This window comes from Pseudomonas sp. A6 (genome assembly GCF_052367875.1).
Taxonomy (GTDB): domain Bacteria; phylum Pseudomonadota; class Gammaproteobacteria; order Pseudomonadales; family Pseudomonadaceae; genus Pseudomonas; species Pseudomonas citronellolis.
Window position 1 is genome coordinate 6,924,527 of record NZ_CP198970.1, and the last position, 16,636, is coordinate 6,941,162.

Annotated in this window: 16 protein-coding genes; 9 read left to right on the plus strand and 7 right to left on the minus strand. The window is 66.6% G+C overall.

The window, feature by feature from the left end:
- Positions 1 to 9 precede the first annotated feature (9 nt).
- On the plus strand, positions 10 to 342 hold the full coding sequence (locus ACTWJ5_RS30425; RefSeq protein ID WP_074980331.1) for a YegP family protein: 333 nt from the start codon (positions 10 to 12) through the stop codon (positions 340 to 342).
- Between the two features lie 6 nt (positions 343 to 348).
- On the opposite strand, the gene ACTWJ5_RS30430 is transcribed toward ACTWJ5_RS30425, so the two are convergent.
- Both ACTWJ5_RS30430 and ACTWJ5_RS30435 read right to left on the minus strand, forming a co-directional pair.
- Positions 349 to 1,077, minus strand: a complete 729-nt coding sequence (locus tag ACTWJ5_RS30430) for a CatB-related O-acetyltransferase (RefSeq protein ID WP_061563066.1) — start codon at positions 1,075 to 1,077, stop codon at positions 349 to 351.
- 50 nt (positions 1,078 to 1,127) lie between these two features.
- Positions 1,128 to 2,060, minus strand: coding sequence for an SdiA-regulated domain-containing protein (locus tag ACTWJ5_RS30435; protein ID WP_064584824.1), 933 nt, complete (start codon positions 2,058 to 2,060; stop codon positions 1,128 to 1,130).
- A gap of 140 nt (positions 2,061 to 2,200) precedes the next feature.
- Between ACTWJ5_RS30435 and ACTWJ5_RS30440 the strand changes: the two genes are divergently transcribed.
- The 7 genes from ACTWJ5_RS30440 (at position 2,201) to ACTWJ5_RS30470 (ending at position 10,327) form a co-directional block, all read left to right on the plus strand.
- Positions 2,201 to 3,217, plus strand: a complete 1,017-nt coding sequence (locus ACTWJ5_RS30440; RefSeq protein ID WP_043268257.1) for an AraC family transcriptional regulator — start codon at positions 2,201 to 2,203, stop codon at positions 3,215 to 3,217.
- A 396-nt stretch (positions 3,218 to 3,613) separates the two neighbouring features.
- Positions 3,614 to 4,663, plus strand: coding sequence for an ABC transporter ATP-binding protein (locus ACTWJ5_RS30445; RefSeq protein WP_444437135.1), 1,050 nt, complete (start codon positions 3,614 to 3,616; stop codon positions 4,661 to 4,663).
- Entirely contained in the window at positions 4,660 to 5,574 is a 915-nt protein-coding gene (locus ACTWJ5_RS30450; protein ID WP_074980333.1) for an ABC transporter permease, read from the plus strand. The genes ACTWJ5_RS30445 and ACTWJ5_RS30450 overlap by 4 nt, the downstream gene beginning before the upstream one ends.
- Positions 5,571 to 6,359, plus strand: a complete 789-nt coding sequence (locus ACTWJ5_RS30455) for an ABC transporter permease (protein WP_116425138.1) — start codon at positions 5,571 to 5,573, stop codon at positions 6,357 to 6,359. Before ACTWJ5_RS30450 ends, ACTWJ5_RS30455 begins: the two co-directional genes overlap by 4 nt.
- A 40-nt stretch (positions 6,360 to 6,399) precedes the next feature.
- Positions 6,400 to 7,452: an ABC transporter substrate-binding protein gene (locus ACTWJ5_RS30460; protein WP_074980334.1), complete on the plus strand. Its 1,053-nt coding sequence runs from the start codon at positions 6,400 to 6,402 to the stop codon at positions 7,450 to 7,452.
- Positions 7,453 to 7,882: 430 nt separating this feature from the next.
- Positions 7,883 to 9,247, plus strand: a complete 1,365-nt coding sequence (locus ACTWJ5_RS30465; RefSeq protein ID WP_444439688.1) for an APC family permease — start codon at positions 7,883 to 7,885, stop codon at positions 9,245 to 9,247.
- A gap of 48 nt (positions 9,248 to 9,295) precedes the next feature.
- Positions 9,296 to 10,327 carry a histone deacetylase family protein gene (locus ACTWJ5_RS30470; protein ID WP_256513328.1) on the plus strand — a complete coding sequence of 344 codons (1,032 nt, stop codon included), beginning with the start codon at positions 9,296 to 9,298 and terminating at the stop codon, positions 10,325 to 10,327.
- A 456-nt stretch (positions 10,328 to 10,783) separates the two neighbouring features.
- Here ACTWJ5_RS30470 and ACTWJ5_RS30475 read toward each other — a convergent pair whose 3' ends face one another.
- The 4 genes from ACTWJ5_RS30475 to ACTWJ5_RS30490 all read right to left on the minus strand — a co-directional run bounded on the left by ACTWJ5_RS30475 (position 10,784) and on the right by ACTWJ5_RS30490 (position 14,459).
- Complete coding sequence (locus tag ACTWJ5_RS30475) at positions 10,784 to 11,158, minus strand: NirD/YgiW/YdeI family stress tolerance protein (RefSeq protein WP_116425141.1); 375 nt, start codon at positions 11,156 to 11,158, stop codon at positions 10,784 to 10,786.
- A gap of 82 nt (positions 11,159 to 11,240) precedes the next feature.
- A complete protein-coding gene (locus ACTWJ5_RS30480) occupies positions 11,241 to 12,173 on the minus strand; it encodes an SdiA-regulated domain-containing protein (protein ID WP_116425142.1) in 933 nt (310 codons plus the stop codon).
- 82 nt (positions 12,174 to 12,255) lie between these two features.
- Positions 12,256 to 12,921 (minus strand): fumarylacetoacetate hydrolase family protein, encoded by a 666-nt coding sequence (locus tag ACTWJ5_RS30485; RefSeq protein ID WP_116425143.1) that lies wholly within the window; start codon positions 12,919 to 12,921, stop codon positions 12,256 to 12,258.
- A 143-nt stretch (positions 12,922 to 13,064) separates the two neighbouring features.
- Positions 13,065 to 14,459, minus strand: a complete 1,395-nt coding sequence (locus ACTWJ5_RS30490) for an FAD-binding oxidoreductase (RefSeq protein WP_074980338.1) — start codon at positions 14,457 to 14,459, stop codon at positions 13,065 to 13,067.
- Between the two features lie 191 nt (positions 14,460 to 14,650).
- On the opposite strand from ACTWJ5_RS30490, the gene serA reads away from it, so the two are divergent.
- Positions 14,651 to 15,880, plus strand: coding sequence for a phosphoglycerate dehydrogenase (serA, locus tag ACTWJ5_RS30495; RefSeq protein WP_009613962.1), 1,230 nt, complete (start codon positions 14,651 to 14,653; stop codon positions 15,878 to 15,880).
- 281 nt (positions 15,881 to 16,161) lie between these two features.
- Here the strand turns inward: serA and ACTWJ5_RS30500 are convergent, their stop codons facing one another.
- On the minus strand, positions 16,162 to 16,599 hold the full coding sequence (locus tag ACTWJ5_RS30500) for a DUF4399 domain-containing protein (RefSeq protein ID WP_043268240.1): 438 nt from the start codon (positions 16,597 to 16,599) through the stop codon (positions 16,162 to 16,164).
- Positions 16,600 to 16,636 lie beyond the last annotated feature (37 nt).

Consider the following 16,636-nt stretch of genomic DNA (forward strand, 5'->3'; position numbering starts at 1 on the left):
GAGGCCGCCATGTCCGCAAAATACCATCTGAAGAAGGCCAGCGACGGCCAGTTCCATTTCACCCTGCACGCCAGCAACGGCGAGGTCGTGCTCAGCAGCGAGCTGTACCGGGCCAAGACCTCGGCCATCGAAGGCATCGAGTCGGTGCGCAGGAACTCGCAGCGCGACGGCGCCTTCGAGCTGAAGGAAGCGAGCAACGGCAAGCACTACTTCGTGCTCAAGGCCAGCAATGGCCAGGTAGTCGGGCAGAGCCAGATGTACGCCAGCCAGGCCAACGCCGAGAACGGCGTCGCCTCGGTGAAGCGCTACGCGCCGGACGCCGGGATCAGCGACGACAGCTGAGCCGCCTCAGTCGGCCAGCAGCGCCACGCCCCAGGGCTTGGAGTCGATCCGCAGGCGCCGCGGCCGTGGCGCGGCGGGCGGCGCCTGGCGCTCCAGCTGCGCCAGGCAGGCCTCGGGATCGTCCAGCGGCAACTCCCCCAGCACTTCCAGCGGCAGTTCCCACCAGCGGCTGGCCAGCAGGCGCTCGATCACTTCCGGCGGGAAGCGGTAGCGGATCACCCGCGCCGGCGTCCCGGCCACGATCGCGTAGGGCGGCACGTCGGCATTCACCAGGGATTGCGCGCCAATCACGGCCCCGGTGCCCACGTTAACGCCGTCGAGGATCAGCACGTCGCGGCCGATCCACACGTCATGCCCTAGCGAGGCCGGCCGCCACGGCGCTTCGCGCACCAGGGGCCGGCGAACCAGCTTGGGGTTGACCGGGAAGTTGTGCGTGGTCAGCCAGTCGACGGGGTGGGAGTGGCGCCCCTGGCCGATCACCACGCCGGTGGCGATCGAGCAGTAGCGGCCGATCCGCGCCACGTCGAGGAACTCGCAGCCGCTGACGGCATCGGTGTGCGCGCCTATCTCCAGCTCGCGCGAGTAGATCTTCGCCTTGCCCAGCTTCACCCCCGGCTCCAGGGTCAGGCGCGCGCCGTCGCGCAGCGACTTGATCCCGCCGGCCAGGCGGCAGCCGTGTTCGCTCAGCGCCTTGTTCAGGCGGCGGTTGATCAGGGCTTCGCGGATGATGTTCAAGGTCGCTCCAGGGGCGGGACAACAGGTGGGGCGACAATGTAAGCCTTTTGTTACTCGGACTCCACGCCCGGCGCCTTGCGGAACACGTAGAACAGGTTGGGCTCGCTGACCAGGTACAGCGTGCCCGCCTCGTCCATGGCCAGGCCCTCGGCCTGCGGCACGCTGCGCTTGAGCCCCTGCATGCCGCGCAGCAGCGACAGGCTGCTGATGGGCTCGCCGTCGACGTCCAGTTCCAGCACCAGGCGCGACTCGTCCGACAGCGCCAGCAGGTGGCCGCTGCCCTCGTCGTACTGCAGGCTGGAAAGGTCGCGGACGAACAGCCGGCGGTCGCGCTTGAGGTCGTCCAGCACGTGCACGGCGAAGGGCTTGTCGGGCTGCGTGTGGGGGAAGCCGTGGACCTCGTAGATGCGCACCGGGTCGCGTTCCTTGGCGACGAACAGGCGCTGGCCGACCGAGTCGTAGGCCAGCCCCTCGAAGCCCTTGTTGCCCATCGGCCCCAGGCCCAGGGACAGCTGTTGCGCCTGTTCGGCATCCAGCTCGCGGGTGCCGTTGTCCAGGCGCACCTTGAACAGGCGCTGGCGGCGCTCGTCGCTGAGCACGTAGAGGCCGGGGCCGATGTATTCGATGGCCTCGGTGTCGCCGAAATCGTGCAGGGTGATCTTGCGCAGCACCTTGCCGTCCAGGGACAGCTCGACGATCTGCGCCGGCTGGTTGGTGACAGTGAACAGGCTGCGCCGCTCGGGATCGTAGGTCAGCGCCGAGACGTCGTCGTCCAGGCCCTCGATGGGCTGCGCCTCGATCTCGACGCGGTAGTCGGGCAGCCAGATCGAGCGTTCGCGCCAGTTTTCCGCATGGTGCCATTCGCGCACGGCGAACCAGGCGCGTTCGTAGACGCGGAACTGCTGGCCGAGCCAGGCCAGGGCGAGCAGGAGGAGGATCAGCAGCGCCGCCAGGCAGCGGCGCAAGGTGAGGAAACGGAACATCGCAGGTCCATGTCGATGGGGGCACGCCGTAATAGCACAAGGCCGCTGAAGCCAGGCTTAATCCCCGTGCAGGAAAATTCCTCGAGGCTAAAGTCAGGCTAGCGTAATCCCGTGTCCTCGCCGCCCCGCAAGGAGTTCCGATGAGCGCCGTCCAGCTTCCCGAGCAGCGTACCCTGACCACCCTGCACACCGTGGTGCTGGCCACCGAGGTGCTGAGCCAGGCCGGCATCCCCCGCGGCCGGCTGCTGGAGGGCAGCGGCATCGCCGAGGCGGACCTGCTGACGCCGGAGAAATTCGTCAGCCATGCCCAGGAACTGCGGGTATTCGCCAATGCCCTGAGCTGCTACCAGGACCCGGCCCTGGGCCTCTACCTGGGCCTGCGCATGCACGTTTCGGCCTACGGCATGCTCGGCTACAGCATGCTGGCCAGCCGCACCCTGCGCGACGCCCTGCAACTGGCCCTGGCCCACCCCGACCTGCTCGGCACCTACTTCCGCCTGGCCCTGCAGGACCACGGCGACGAGGTCTGGCTGAGCGCCGAGGGCTACCGCTACGCGCCGGAACTGACGGTGTTCAACACCGAGCTGTGCCTGACCTCGCTGCTCACCGTGGTGCGCGACCTGCTCGGCGAATCGGTGCGCCCGCGGCGCCTGCTGCTGGCCTACCGCCCGCCGCTGCATGCCAGCACCTACACCGAGCGCCTGGGCTGCCCGGTGGAGTTCGGCGCCGCCACCAGCGCCCTGTGCCTGGGCCCGGCGCTGCTCGACCGCGCGCTGCCGCTGGCCGACCCGGTCAGCTGCCACAACGGCCTGCAGCAATGCCAGCGCCTGAGCGCGGCCATGAGCGGGCGCGACGACATCCTCGAACTGATCCGCCGCCACCTCGCCAACCACCTGCAGGAAGCCCGCGGCCTGGACGAGGTGGCGCGCCACCTGCACCGCTCCAGCCGCACCCTGCGCCGGCACCTGCAGCAGCACAACACCAGTTACCAGCAGGTGCTGGACGAAGTGCGCTACGACAAGGCCCGGCAACTGCTCAAGGACACCGACCTGCCCATCTATCTGATCGCCGAACGGCTCGGCTACAGCGAGACGGCCAGCTTCCGCCATGCCTTCCAGCGCTGGAGCGGGGCGAGCCCGAGCCTGTATCGCGGTTGAGCCCGAGCCGGCCTGGCGGCCGGATCGCGGATGAGATCCGCTCCTACACCATCCTCAACACCCGTGCTCCTTGTAGGAGCGCGCCCTGCGCGCGAAATCGCGGGCAGGGCCCGCTCCTACAGGAGGGGTCGACGGTGGGCGCATCGTAGGAGCGAATCCCATCCGCGAAACGCGCCGGAACCTCCGGCTATCGCGAGCAAGCCCGCTCCTGCGAAGAGCCGGCCAGGCTGGTGAAAACGGCCCTTCAACTTGGCCTGATTTATCCCTTATTGGCCTGTTCTATCGTTCTGCCGCTGCGAAAAGGAGGGCCATTATCAAGCCGCAGCTAGGTGAAGCGGCCGCCAGAGCCGTAAAACCGCAAACAATAACAACTGCTTAACTGCATGGTATTGAAGCATGACCAGCGCGATTGCCATCGAGCGAATCGGCATGGAATTCGGTACCCCCGGCCAAGGCCTCAAGGCCCTGGACGACGTGTCCCTGGACATCCGCGCCAACGAATTCTTCACCCTCCTCGGCCCCTCGGGCTGCGGCAAGACCACCCTCCTGCGGCTCATCGCCGGCTTCGAACAACCCACCTCCGGCAGCATCCGCCTCTACGGCGAGCCCATGCAGGGCCTCCCGCCATTCCGCCGCCCGGTCAACACCGTGTTCCAGAGCTACGCGCTGTTCCCGCACATGACCGTGGCGCAGAACATCGCCTTCGGCCTAGAGATGCAGGGCAAGCCCAAGGCCGAGACCGAGGCCACGGTGAAAGCCATGCTCGAACTGGTGCGCCTGCCCGACGTCGGCTCGCGGCGCGCCGACCAGCTCTCCGGCGGCCAGCAGCAGCGCATCGCCCTGGCCCGCGCGCTGGCCAGCCGGCCCAAGGTGCTGCTGCTGGACGAGTCGCTCTCGGCGCTGGACCTGAAGCTGCGCAAGGAAATGCAGATCGAACTCAAGCGCCTGCAGCACGAGACCGGCATCACCTTCATCTTCGTCACCCACGACCAGGAAGAAGCCCTGACCATGTCCGACCGCATCGCGGTGATGAACAAGGGCCAGGTCCTGCAGATCGGCACCCCCACCGAAATCTACGACGCCCCGGCCAACCGCTGGGTGGCCGACTTCATCGGCGAGACCAACTTCCTCGAGGCCGAGGCCAACGGCGACGGCGTGGTGCTCGCCGACGGCCAGCGCCTGGCCGCCGCCACCACGCTGCCGGGCAAGGTGACTCTGGCGATCCGCCCGGAACGCACCGAGCTGGCCCAGGACGGTGAATTGGAAGGCGTGGTGGAAACCGTGGTCTACGTCGGCACCGACACCGTCTACCACCTGAAGGTCGCAGGCGCCCCCGGCTTCCGCGTGCGCCAGCAGAACCGCCAGGGCGCGGTGGGCGCCCACGAGCCCGGCGCGCGGGTGCGCGTGCGGGTGCCCGGCGACGCCATCCGGGTGCTGGCCGAATGAGCACGCTGCGCCTGCAAGCCGAGCGCAAGAGCCTGCGCGCCCGGCTGGCGCTGACCACCCCGGCCATGCTGGTGCTGCTGGTGTTCCTGGTGCTGCCGCTGGGCATCATGTTCGCCGTGTCCGTCCAGGCGCCCGGCGACTACGGCGGCGTGAAATGGGGCCAGCACACCCTGGAGGCGTACATCAACTTCCTCTGGGAACGCGACCTGGACGACGCCCTGGTGTTCAACACCGACTACCTGGGCATCTTCCAGCGCTCCTTCTGGCTGTCCATCCTGACCACCGCCGGCTGCCTGCTGATCGGCTTCCCCACCGCGCTGTACCTGGCGCTGCAGGACGAGCGCCGGCGCAACATGCTGCTGTTCCTGGTCACGGTGCCGTTCTGGACCAACCTGCTGGTGCGCGTTTACGCCTGGATCCTGCTGCTGCGCAACGGCGGGCTGATCGACGAGGGCCTGCACAAGCTGGGCTTCAGCGACGCCGCCATCGGCCTGCTGTACACCGACAACGCGGTGATCATCGGCCTGCTCTACACCTACCTGCCGTTCATGGTGCTGCCCATCTACACCAGCCTGGAGAAGATGGACTGGCGCCTGGTGGAAGCCGCCTTCGACCTCGGCGCCAACCGCTGGAAGGCGCTCAAGCGGATCATCATCCCGCTGGCGATGCCCGGCATCGTCGCCGGCTGCATCCTGGTGTTCATCCCCTCGCTGGGCAACTACATCATTCCCGAGCTGCTCGGCGGCGGTAAGTCACTGATGATCGGCAACCTGATCCAGCTGCAGTTCGGCACGGCGCACAACTGGCCGTTCGGCGCGGCGCTGTCCTTCGCCCTGCTCGCCTTCGTCCTCGCCGCCATGCTGGTCTACAGCATGCGCTTCAGGCAGGGCGCCGCCGGAGGTCACCCATGAATTCGCTGAACCCGCTGTGGCGCTTCGCCGGCGTGCGCCCGGCCGCCTGGCTGTTCTTCGCCTTCCTCTACGTGCCGATCCTGGTGCTGGTGGTGCTGAGCTTCAACAGCGGCCAGTCGGCAACGCTCTGGGAGAGCTTCAGCTTCAAGTGGTACGCGGTGGTGGCCAACGACCCGGAGATCGTCCGCGCGGCGAAGAACTCGCTGATAGTGGCCAGCCTGGCCACAATCTTCGCCACCCTGCTCGCCACCCTGGCGGCGCTGGGCATGCGCGGCCGCGCCTTCCGCGGGCAGAGCCTGATGAACGGCGTGCTCGGCCTGCCGCTGCTGGTGCCGGAGATAGTGGTGGCGGTGGCCACGCTGATGTTCTTCGCCTTCATCGGCCTGAAGCTGTCGCTGTTCACCATCCTCATCGCCCACGTGGTGTTCTGCATCCCCTTCGCCTACCTGCCGATCCGCGCCCGCCTGGAGGGCATGGACCCGCGCCTGGCGGAAGCCGCGGCGGACCTCTACGCCTCGCCGTGGAAGGCCTTCTGGAAGGTGACCTGCCCGCTGCTGATGCCCGGCATCCTCTCCGGGGCGATGCTGGCGTTCATCATCTCGATGGACGACTTCGTCATCACCTACTTCGTCGCCGGCGCCGGGGCCACCACCCTGCCGGTGTACATCTTCAGTTCCATAAGAATGGGGATATCGCCGAAGATCAACGCGATCTCGTCGATCATCCTGCTGATTTCCATCGCGTTCGTTGCGTTGTCGTACTACGTCGGCCAGCGCCGGCGTTGACTGCCTCCCGATAAAAACCATTCGCACAGGAGCTTCACCGATGACCATCCGCCGCCTTCCCCTGGCCCTCAAGGCCGCCGCCCTGGCGGGCCTGACCCTGGCCAGCCAGGCCCACGCCGACGGCACACTGCACTTCGCCAACTGGTCGGACTACTTCCCGCCGGAGCTGCTGAAGAAGTTCGAGAAGGACACCGGCATCCACGCCACCCTCGACTCCTACGACAGCAACGAGACGCTGCTGGCCAAGCTCAAGGCCGGCGGCGGCGCCTACGACGTGGTGGTGCCCTCGGACAGCTTCATCGAAATCTTCGTCAAGGAAGGCCTGCTGCAGAAGCTGGACAAGTCGCAGCTGCCGAACCTGGCCAACCTCAAGGACAAGTTCAAGACCCTCTCCTACGACCCCGGCCACGACTACACCGTGCCCTACCTGTGGGGCAGCACCGGCTACAGCTACGACAGCGCCAAGGCCCCGGGCGGCAAGTTCGACGAGAGCTGGAAGCCGTTCTTCGAACCGCCGGAGGCGTTCAAGGGCAAGGTGGTGGCGCTCAACTCCATCGAGGAGCTGTGGGCCCCGGCCACCTATTACCTCGGCGTGAACGAGTGCACCGAGGACCCGAAGGAGGCCGAGAAGGTCCTCGACCTGCTGCTCAAGCAGAAGCCGCTGCTGGCCATGTACAACAGCGACGGCACCATCGAGCGCATGGCCGCCGGCGAGGTGTACATGCACCAGCAGTGGAACGGCGCCTTCCACCGCGCCCACGCCCAGCGCGCCAGCCTGGTCTACGTCTATCCGAAGGAAGGCGTGCGGCTGTTCATCGATAACCTGGCCATTCCCAAGGACGCCACCAACATCAAGGAAGCCCACGTCTTCCTCAACTGGATGATGCAGCCGGAGAACATCGCCGCCGCCTCCAACTTCGCCAAGTACAACAACGCCATCACCGGTTCCGAGAAGTTCATGGACAAGGAGCTGTTCGACGACCCGGCGATCAACACCCCGGAAGACAAGATCGACCGCCTGAAGCCCTTCCAGCTGTGTTCGCCGAAGTCCCTGTCGTTGCGCGCCAAGGTCTGGACCAAGCTGAAGAAATGACCGGCCGGGCCTGCGGCGGGACGGGCGCCCGCCGCCGGGCCTGACAGTCAATCTGGCCACTTCGATCCCTTTTTGACCCTTTACAGGGTTCTGCGGGGCGGCGCGGCGGCCTAAAGTCCGGGTACTCGCCCAGGGAATGGCCGCCAGGGCCGCGATCACCGCCGCAGCACGCGCCGCGCCGGTATCCAGGGAGCGCCGCCAGCGAGCATCCACAAGAACAATGCCCCGAGAACGCTCATGACCAGCCCTTGCTCCACCCCGGTTCGCGGCCGTCACCGCGCCCACCCCTTCCTCGCCCGTTACGCCCGCCGGCAGCGCTGCGGCTGACCGCCCCGCTCCCTCCGCGCGGCCGCCAGCGGCGCCCCGCGCCAGCGCAACAACGACAAGAATTCGCGAGGAAACATCGATGGCCATCGAACAAGGCGCCCGCATGAGCGCCAGCACCGGCAACGCCCCCCAAGCCCAGGCGGACGCCCGCCTCAAACGCATCCTGGGGCTGCCCGCCCTGGTCTTCTTCGGCCTGGTCTACATGGTCCCGCTGACCATGTTCACCACCTACGGCGTGGTCACCGAGATGACCGGCGGACGCACCGCCAGCGCCTACCTGATCACCCTGCTGGCGATGCTGTTCACCGCCGCCTCCTACAGCTTCATGGTGCGCAAGTACCCGATCGCCGGCTCCGCCTATTCCTACACCAGCCTGAGCTTCGGCCCGGCGGTGGGCTTCCTGTCCGGCTGGTCGCTGCTGCTCGACTACCTGTTCCTGCCGATGATCAACTACCTGCTGATCGGCCTGTTCATGAACATCGCCTTCCCGGAGATTCCCGCCTGGGTCTTCGTGGTCGCCTCCATCGCCCTGGTCACCGTGCTCAACGTGGTGGGCATCAGCCAGGTGGCCGGCATGAGCAACGCCATCGTCGGCGCCCAGCTGGTGTTCATCGTGGTGTTCGTCGGCATGTCGCTGAAGAGCCTGGCCGGCGCCCCGGCGCTGGACCTGGCCGCGCCCTTCGTCGGCGACGGCAGCAAGCCCGGCTTCGCCCCGCTGATGGCCGGCGCCGCGGTGCTGTGCCTGTCGTTCCTGGGCTTCGACGCGGTCTCCACCATGGCCGAGGAAACCCGTGACGCGCGCCGCGACATTCCGCGGGCGATCATCATCACCACGGTGCTGGCCGGCCTGATGTTCACCCTGCTGGCGATCATCAGCCAGCTGGTGTTCCCCGGCAGCGTGTTCGAGAACGCCGACTCGGCGGCCAACGAGGTGATGCTCAAGGCCGGCGGCCAGTTCCTCGGCAACTTCTTCACCGCCGCCTACATCGCCGGCTGCATCGGCTCGGCGCTGGCCTCCCAGGCCTCGGTGTCGCGCATCCTGTTCACCATGGGCCGCGACGGCATCCTCCCGCGCAGCCTGTTCGGCACCCTGCACGCGCGCTTCCAGACGCCGGTGGTGGCGATCCTGGTGGTCTCGGCCATCTCCCTGCTGGCCCTGGTGCTGGACCTGACCACCCTGGCCTCGATGATCAGCTTCGGCGCCCTGGTGGCCTTCTCGGTGGTCAACCTGGCGGTGATCCGCACCTACCTGGGCGTCGAAGGACGCCGCGCGCCGGCCGACCTGCTGCGCTACGGCCTGGTGCCCTTCGTCGGCCTGTGCCTGACCCTCTGGCTGTGGACCAGCCTGTCGCAGCTGACGCTGATCGTCGGCCTGAGCTGGTTCGCCGTCGGCTTCGTCTACCTGGCGCTGCACACCGGCGGCTTCCGCCGCAAGGCGCCGAGCGTGAGCTTCGAGGAAAACGCCTGATACCCCACGGACCCACCGGGCGCCGCCGGGCGCCCCCAGGAGTGCATGATGTTGACGATCTACACCGACGACCATCGCTTGCACCACGGCCAGCATGAGCTGATCGGCGGCCAGTTCACCCCCTGCTTCGAGAAGCCCAGCCGCGCCGACATGGTCCTGGACCGCGTCAAGGCGGTGGGCCTGGGCGAGATCCAGGCCCCGCGCGACTTCGGCCTGGAGCCGATCCGGCGCATCCACACCGAGGGTTTCGTCAACTTCCTCCAGCACGCCTGGCGCGACTGGCTGGCCACCGGCAGAACCCACGACATGCTGCCCATCGCCTGGCCGACCCGCCGCCTGCTGCAGAAGGAGCCCGACAGCATCGACGGGCGCCTGGGCTACTACAGCTTCGACGCCGGCGCGCCGATCACCGCCGGCACCTGGCAGGCCATCACCAGCTCGGCGAACGTGGCCCTGACCGGCCAGGCCGAACTGGCCAAGGGCGCCCGCTCGGTGTTCAGCCTGTGCCGCCCGCCGGGCCACCACGCCTCGGCCGACTACATGGGCGGCTACTGCTTCTTCAACAACGCCGCCATCGCCACCCAGGCCATCCTCGACCAGGGCGCGGCGCGGGTGGCCATCCTCGACGTGGACTACCACCACGGCAACGGCACCCAGGACATCTTCTACGAGCGCGCCGACGTGCTCTTCACCTCGATCCACGGCGACCCGCGCTTCGAATACCCCTACTTCCTCGGCTACGCCGACGAAAAGGGCCGGGGGGTGGGCGAAGGCTTCAACTTCAACTACCCGCTGGCCTCGGGCAGCGACTGGTCGGTGTGGAGCCTGGCGCTGCAGGCGGCGATCCGCCAGATCGCGGCGTACGGGCCGGATGTGCTGGTGGTTTCCCTGGGGGTGGATACCTTCAAGGAGGATCCGATTTCGCAGTTCAAGCTGGATAGTCCGGATTACCTGCGTATGGGGGAGGCCATCGGGAAGCTGGGGCTGCCGACGTTGTTCGTCATGGAGGGGGGGTATGCGGTGGAGGAGATCGGGGTCAATGCGGTGAATGTGTTGCAGGGGTTTGAGAGTGTCGGTTGAGCGCCATTCCCTGTAGCGTCTCCCGGTGGCTCTGGCGCGCGGGGTTGACTCCGCTCCCTCTCCCCAGCCCTCTCCCTGAAGGGAGAGGGGGCTTGTCCGTGCCGAGAGAAGGAATGGTTCCAGTCGGAAACCAATGGCGCTGCCGGCTGACTCCAGAACACCCAACCCTGCCCAACGGCCCCCTCTCCCTGAAGGGAGAGGGGGCTTGTCCGTGCCGAGAGAGGGAATGGTTCCAGTCGGAAACCAACGGCGCTGCCGGCTGACTCCAGAACACCCAACCCTGCCCAACGGTCCCCTCTCCCTTCAGGGAGAGGGTTAGGGAGAGGGCGCTCTACAGCCCAACACCCGAAGTCCCGAGCAAGCACCGTTCGCGAGCAAGCTCGCTCCTACGAAAAGCCGAATGCAAAAAGGCCGCGCCAGGATCACTCCCGGCGCGGCCTTTTCATATGCGTCTCGTTACTGCAGGACGTCCACGCGATCCACATCGATCTCCACGCCTTTGCGGTCATGGTCGACCTCGCCGGTCAGGCGCACCTTGGTCTTGTCGGAGACATCCACGCCCTGCGGCCAGTCCTCGTGGTCGATCTCCACCTGCATGCTGCCGGTGGCGTCCTTGAACTCGTAGTGCTCGCCGTGCAGGCGCTTGGTGATCACGCCTTCCAGCACGGCCGGGGCGTCGTCGGCGGCGGCCTGGGCGGCTTTCACGGTGTTCACCGGGCCGGTCGCCGCGGGTTTGGCGACGTCGCTGCCCGGGCCGGTGTAGCCGGCGGCGAAGGTGGCGCCGGAGAACAGGGCGATGGCGGCGATCAGGGGAAGACGAATGGATTTCATGAAGTAGCCTCCTGGCTGTTTTCGTTGAAATCAGATTAGCCAAACAGCCTGAAACCAGCCTGAATCCGCCCTTAATCCAGGCTTAACCGCCCTTGCCGTCGTCCTTGAGCTTGCGGAATACGTAGAACAGTTCCGGCTCGCTGACCATGTAGATGGTGCCCTGCTCGTCGATGGCCACGCCCTCGGCGCGCGGGATCTTGTCATGCAGGCCGTTGAGTCCGCCGAGCAGGCTGATGAAACTGACCGGCTCGCCGTTCTCGTCCAGCTCCAGCAGCAGGTGCGACTCCGCCGACAGCACCAGGGTGTGGCCGGTGCGCGGGTCGACGCTGAGCGCCGAGACGTTGCGCATGTACAGCTGTTCGCTGGGCAGCGGCCGCATGCTGCCGGTCAGGCCCGGGCTGCCGTCGCTGGCCCAGCTGAAGAGGGTCATGGGGTCGCGCTCGCGGCCCAGCAGCAGGCGTTTCTGCGCCGGGTCCCAGGCGATGCCCTCGAAGCCCTTGTTGCTCTTTTCGCCGAGGTTGCCCAGGTCGAAGCTGGCCAGCTTGGCGGTGCTCAGCTCGTGGGTCTGCGGGTCGACGTGGAAGATGGTCAGGGAGTTCTGCCGCTCGTCGGTCACCGCGACGTTGCCGTTGGGCAGCACCGCCACGCCTTCGGGGTTCTCCAGGCCCAGCAGCGGGATCACCCGCAGCACCTCGCCGTCCAGCGACAGCTCGCCGAGCAGCGGCTTCTTGCCGGTCACGGTGAACAGCGTGCGGGTCACCGGGTTGTAGGCCAGGTCGGAGGTTTCCTGGCCTTCCAGGCCGCCCTTGAGCGCCTTGCCCTGGATCACCGCGCGGTAGCCGGGCAGCCAGACGCTGTCGGCGCGCGCCTGCGCGCTGGTGTTCTCCTCCTGCCACCACAGGCGGGCGCGGTCGTCCCAGTGGAACAGCTTGGCCAGCACCACCAGCACCACGGCGGCGAAGAGCAAGGCCAGCAGCAGCCAGCGCAGAAGACGGGAGGATCGGACCTGGGTCATCGGGGAGTTCTTGTTGTCTGGATTGGGAACGCCCCGCAGAAAGCGAAGGCCGCACGGAAGGCGGCCTTTGGCGGGGTACGGCTCAGAGGACGCGGCTTTCGAACCGGCTGGCGCCGGGAAGTTCCAGCACCAGCTCGCTGCCGCGCTTGAGCGGGCCGACGCCCACCGGCGTGCCGGTGGAGACCACGTCGCCCGGCTGCAGCGAGAAGTGCCCGCAGATGTGCTGGATCAGCGGCACGATCGGGTTGAGCATGTCGCGGCTGTTGCCGTCCTGGCGCACTTCGCCATCGATGCTCAGGCGGATGCCGATGTCGGCCGGGTCGGGGAAGCGGTCGGCGCTGACGAAGGGCGCCAGCACGAAGGCGCCGTCGAAGGACTTGGCCAGCTCCCAGGGCAGGCCCTTTTCCTTGAGCTTGGCCTGCACGTCGCGCAGGGTCAGGTCCAGCGCCGGGGCGTAGCCGGAAATGGCGTCCAGCACTTCCTCGCGGCTGGGCGTGCGCGACAGCGGTTTGCCGATCAGCACGGCGATCTCCGCTTCGTAGTGCACGTCGCCACGACCCTCGGGGATGGCGAAGCCGCCCTCGGCCGGCACGGTGCAGGAGCCGGGCTTGATGAACAGCAGCGGCTCGGTGGGCACCGGGTTGTTCAGCTCCTTGGCGTGCTCGGCGTAGTTGCGCCCGACGCAGACCACCTTGCCCAGCGGGAAGTGGATGCGGGTGCCGTCGACGTACTGATGCTGGTAACTCATGACCGACTCCTGGACGGATGAATGGGATGCCCCGCGGCGCTCGTGGCGCTGCGCGGTGCCCGCCTCCCGCGGGCGCTACCGGCCGTTCCGTCGGCCCCGAACATGAGAAGGGCCGGTGAACCGGCCCTTCTGGGATGACTGGCTTACTCGGCGAAGATCTTGCCGGGGTTCATGATCCCGTTGGGATCGAACACCGCCTTGACCGCCTTCATGTAGCCGATCTCGGCTTCGGAGCGAGAGTAACCCAGGTAGTCGCGCTTGGTCATGCCCACGCCGTGCTCGGCGGAGATGGAGCCGTTGTACTTCTCCACGGTCTCGAACACCCACTTGTTGACCGTGGCGCACTTGGCGAAGAACTCGTCCTTGGACAGGTTTTCGGGCTTCAAGATGTTCAGGTGCAGGTTGCCGTCGCCGATGTGGCCGAACCAGACCACTTCGAAGTCCGGGTAGTTGGCTTCGACGATGGCGTCGATGTCCTTGAGGAAGGCAGGGACCTTGCTGACGGTGACGGAGATGTCGTTCTTGTACGGCGTCCAGTGCGAGATGGTCTCGGAGATGTACTCGCGCAGCTTCCACAGGTTCTGCAGCTGCTGCTCGCTCTGGCTCATCACGCCATCCAGCACCCAGCCCTGCTCGACGCAGTGCTCGAAGGTGGCCAGGGCTTCGTTGGCCACTTCCTCGGTGCTGGCCTCGAACTCCAGCAGGGCGTAGAACGGGCAGTCGGTCTCGAAGGCCGGCGGCACGTCGCCGCGGGCCAGGACCTTGGCCAGGGCCTTGTCGGAGAAGAATTCGAAGGCGGTCAGGTCGAGCTTGCTCTGGAAGGCGTGCAGCACCGGCATGATCGAGTCGAAGTCGGGGGTGCCGAGGACCATCGCGGTGAGGTTCTTCGGCGTGCGCTCCAGGCGCATGGTGGCCTCGACCACGAAGCCCAGGGTGCCTTCGGCGCCGATGAACAGCTGGCGCAGGTCGTAGCCGGTGGCGTTCTTGATCAGGTCCTTGTTCAGCTCCAGCAGGTCGCCCTTGCCGGTGACCACCTTCATGCCGGCCACCCAGTTGCGCGTCATGCCGTAGCGAATCACCTTGATCCCGCCGGCATTGGTGCCGATGTTGCCGCCAATCTGGCTGGAACCGGAGGAAGCGAAGTCCACCGGGTAGTACAGGCCCTGCTCCTCGGCGAACAGCTGCAGCTGCTTGGTCACCACGCCCGGCTGGCACACCACGGTGCGGTCGAAGGCGTTGAAGTCGAGGATCCTGTTCATGTAGTCGAACGACACCACCACCTCGCCGTTGGCGGCGACGGCGGCGGCGGAGAGCCCGGTACGGCCGCCCGAAGGCACCAGGCCGACCTTGTGCTCGTTGGCCCAGCGCACCACGGCCTGCACCTGCTCGATGCTCTTGGGGAAGGCGATGGCCAGCGGCGCCGGGGCGAAGTGCTTGGTCCAGTCCTTGCCATAGGCATCCAGGGAATCGGCATCGGTCAGCAGCTTGCCGGGCTCCAGCAGGGGCTTGAGCGATTCGATCAGGGCTTCGCGGGTCATCGAGGGAACTCTCAAATGGTTCATGGTCGTCCTGAGAACAGCTCAGGTCGCAACCGGACAAGGAAAAGGGAGAACATGCTAGCATACGCACCCCACGCAGTTCGCCACCTGGCGCCGAGCTGCGGCACCGGCCGGTTCGGCCAGAGCTGTTCATTTTCTAGCCATTATCCCGGGACTACAGGTTCAAGCAGATGAGCAAGACTTCTCTCGACAAGAGCAAGATCAAATTCCTTCTCCTGGAAGGCGTGCACCAGAATGCCGTTGATACCCTCAAGGCCGCCGGCTACACCAACATCGAGTACCTCAAGACCGCGCTGTCCGGCGACGAGCTGAAGGAAAAGATCGCCGACGCCCACTTCATCGGCATTCGCTCCCGCACCCAGCTCACCGAGGAAGTCTTCGACTGCGCCAAGAAGCTGATCGCGGTGGGCTGCTTCTGCATCGGCACCAACCAGGTCAACCTGAACGCCGCCCGCGAACGCGGCATCGCGGTGTTCAACGCGCCCTACTCCAACACCCGCTCGGTCGCCGAGCTGGTGCTGGCCGAAGCCATCCTGCTGCTGCGCGGCATCCCGGAGAAGAACGCCTCCTGCCACCGCGGCGGCTGGATCAAGTCGGCGGCCAACTCCTTCGAGATCCGTGGCAAGAAGCTGGGCATCGTTGGCTACGGCTCCATCGGCACCCAGCTCTCGGTCCTGGCCGAAGCCCTGGGCATGCAGGTGTTCTTCTACGACGTGGTGACCAAGCTGCCGCTGGGCAACGCGCAGCAGATCGGCTCGCTGCACGAGCTGCTGGGCCTGTGCGACATCGTCTCGCTGCACGTGCCGGAACTGCCGTCCACCCAGTGGATGATCGGCGAGAAGGAAATCCGCGCCATGAAGAAGGGCGGCATCCTGATCAACGCCGCGCGCGGCACCGTGGTCGAGCTGGACCACCTGGCCAACGCCATCAAGGACGAGCACCTGATCGGCGCCGCCATCGACGTGTTCCCGGTCGAGCCCAAGTCCAACGACGAAGAGTTCGAAAGCCCGCTGCGTGGCCTGGACCGCGTGATCCTGACCCCGCACATCGGCGGCTCCACCGCCGAGGCCCAGGCCAACATCGGCCTGGAAGTGGCCGAGAAGCTGGTCAAGTACAGCGACAACGGCACCTCGGTGTCCTCGGTCAACTTCCCCGAAGTCGCCCTGCCGTCGCACCCGGGCAAGCACCGCCTGCTGCACATCCACGCCAACATCCCGGGCGTGATGAGCGAAATCAACAAGGTGTTCGCCGACAACGGCATCAACATCTCCGGCCAGTACCTGCAGACCAACGAGAAGGTCGGCTACGTGGTGATCGACGTCGACGCCGAGTACTCGGACCTGGCGCTGGAGAAGCTGCAGCACGTCAACGGCACCATCCGCAGCCGCGTCCTGTTCTAAGGACCGCTCGGCGGCAAGAAAAAAGGAGGCTTCGGCCTCCTTTTTTCGTTTCTGCGGCAGGAGCAATGGCCTTACAGGCTATGCCAAGGCGCTTTTCGTAGGATGGGTTGAGCTTGCGAAACCCATGCGGGACGGTGATGGGTATCGCTTCGCTCAACCCATCCTACGTGGTGCATTGCCGGACTCCGTCCGCGATAGGTTATCCGCTGCTCAAGAGCATCGCGGATGAATCCGCTCCTACGGACATATCAGCCCGATCTTGCCGGCCCTAGAGCCAACCATCACTTCACGTTGACGGTGATCTGCTTCGATTCCACGTTCGGCTCGAAGGGCACGTGGTTCTTGTCGCCCAGCAGCAGTTGCAGGGTGTGCTTGCCCGGCGGCAGGGTGATCTTGGTTTCCGTCTGGCCCTTGCCGAAGTGGCGGATGTTGTCGGTCATCGGCAGCGGCATGTCCATGGCCGGCTGCTCCTTGAGGTCCACCAGCAGGTGGTGGTGCCCGGTGCTCGGCGAGTCGACGCCGGCCGGGGCCACGCCCATGCCTTCCAGGCCGAACTTGACGGTGAAGGTCTGGCCGACGGTGGCGCCGTCCTTCGGTTCGATGAAATACACCTTGGCCCCCTCGGGCGCCGGGGTACGCGGCATGCCGGCCGCCAGCGCGGCGGTGGAGGCGGCGAGCAGCAGGCCGGCGAGGCCGAGGCAAGGCAACGTGAGCTTCATGGAGTTCTCCTTATGAGCGGGGTGGGGAGGCCCGGCA

What these genes read in the sequence shown, in the direction of transcription:
- ACTWJ5_RS30450 (WP_074980333.1), top strand. Translation starts at nt 4,660, where the DNA reads ATGAGCACGCTGCGCCTGCAAGCCGAGCGCAAGAGCCTGCGCGCCCGG.
- ACTWJ5_RS30435 (WP_064584824.1), bottom strand. Translation starts at nt 2,060, where the DNA reads ATGTTCCGTTTCCTCACCTTGCGCCGCTGCCTGGCGGCGCTGCTGATC.
- ACTWJ5_RS30470 (WP_256513328.1), top strand. Translation starts at nt 9,296, where the DNA reads ATGTTGACGATCTACACCGACGACCATCGCTTGCACCACGGCCAGCAT.
- serA (WP_009613962.1), top strand. Translation starts at nt 14,651, where the DNA reads ATGAGCAAGACTTCTCTCGACAAGAGCAAGATCAAATTCCTTCTCCTG.
- ACTWJ5_RS30500 (WP_043268240.1), bottom strand. Translation starts at nt 16,599, where the DNA reads ATGAAGCTCACGTTGCCTTGCCTCGGCCTCGCCGGCCTGCTGCTCGCC.
- ACTWJ5_RS30485 (WP_116425143.1), bottom strand. Translation starts at nt 12,921, where the DNA reads ATGAGTTACCAGCATCAGTACGTCGACGGCACCCGCATCCACTTCCCG.
- ACTWJ5_RS30460 (WP_074980334.1), top strand. Translation starts at nt 6,400, where the DNA reads ATGACCATCCGCCGCCTTCCCCTGGCCCTCAAGGCCGCCGCCCTGGCG.
- ACTWJ5_RS30490 (WP_074980338.1), bottom strand. Translation starts at nt 14,459, where the DNA reads ATGACCCGCGAAGCCCTGATCGAATCGCTCAAGCCCCTGCTGGAGCCC.
- ACTWJ5_RS30445 (WP_444437135.1), top strand. Translation starts at nt 3,614, where the DNA reads ATGACCAGCGCGATTGCCATCGAGCGAATCGGCATGGAATTCGGTACC.
- ACTWJ5_RS30440 (WP_043268257.1), top strand. Translation starts at nt 2,201, where the DNA reads ATGAGCGCCGTCCAGCTTCCCGAGCAGCGTACCCTGACCACCCTGCAC.
- ACTWJ5_RS30465 (WP_444439688.1), top strand. Translation starts at nt 7,883, where the DNA reads ATGAGCGCCAGCACCGGCAACGCCCCCCAAGCCCAGGCGGACGCCCGC.
- ACTWJ5_RS30480 (WP_116425142.1), bottom strand. Translation starts at nt 12,173, where the DNA reads ATGACCCAGGTCCGATCCTCCCGTCTTCTGCGCTGGCTGCTGCTGGCC.
- ACTWJ5_RS30455 (WP_116425138.1), top strand. Translation starts at nt 5,571, where the DNA reads ATGAATTCGCTGAACCCGCTGTGGCGCTTCGCCGGCGTGCGCCCGGCC.
- ACTWJ5_RS30475 (WP_116425141.1), bottom strand. Translation starts at nt 11,158, where the DNA reads ATGAAATCCATTCGTCTTCCCCTGATCGCCGCCATCGCCCTGTTCTCC.
- ACTWJ5_RS30425 (WP_074980331.1), top strand. Translation starts at nt 10, where the DNA reads ATGTCCGCAAAATACCATCTGAAGAAGGCCAGCGACGGCCAGTTCCAT.